Annotated in this window: 1 rRNA gene; it reads right to left on the bottom strand. The window is 51.0% G+C overall.

Annotation, left to right across the window (positions count from 1 at the left end):
• Positions 1–249: ribosomal RNA gene (locus tag ACYP2A_RS26025) — 23S ribosomal RNA — on the bottom strand; the annotation flags it as partial.

Raw genomic sequence — 249 nt, 5'->3', positions numbered from 1 at the left:
TCCGTTACTCTTTGGGAGGAGACCGCCCCAGTCAAACTACCCACCATACACTGTCCTCGATCCGGATAACGGACCTGAGTTAGAACCTCAAAGTTGCCAGGGTGGTATTTCAAGGATGGCTCCATGCAGACTGGCGTCCACACTTCATAGCCTCCCACCTATCCTACACAAGCAAATTCAAAGTCCAGTGCAAAGCTATAGTAAAGGTTCACGGGGTCTTTCCGTCTAGCCGCGGATACACTGCATCTT

The sequence above is a fragment of the Pseudomonas sp. 3A(2025) genome, assembly GCF_054589175.1.
Note: the sequence above shows the minus strand (reverse complement) of the source record. Positions and strands in the feature narration are given on the sequence as shown.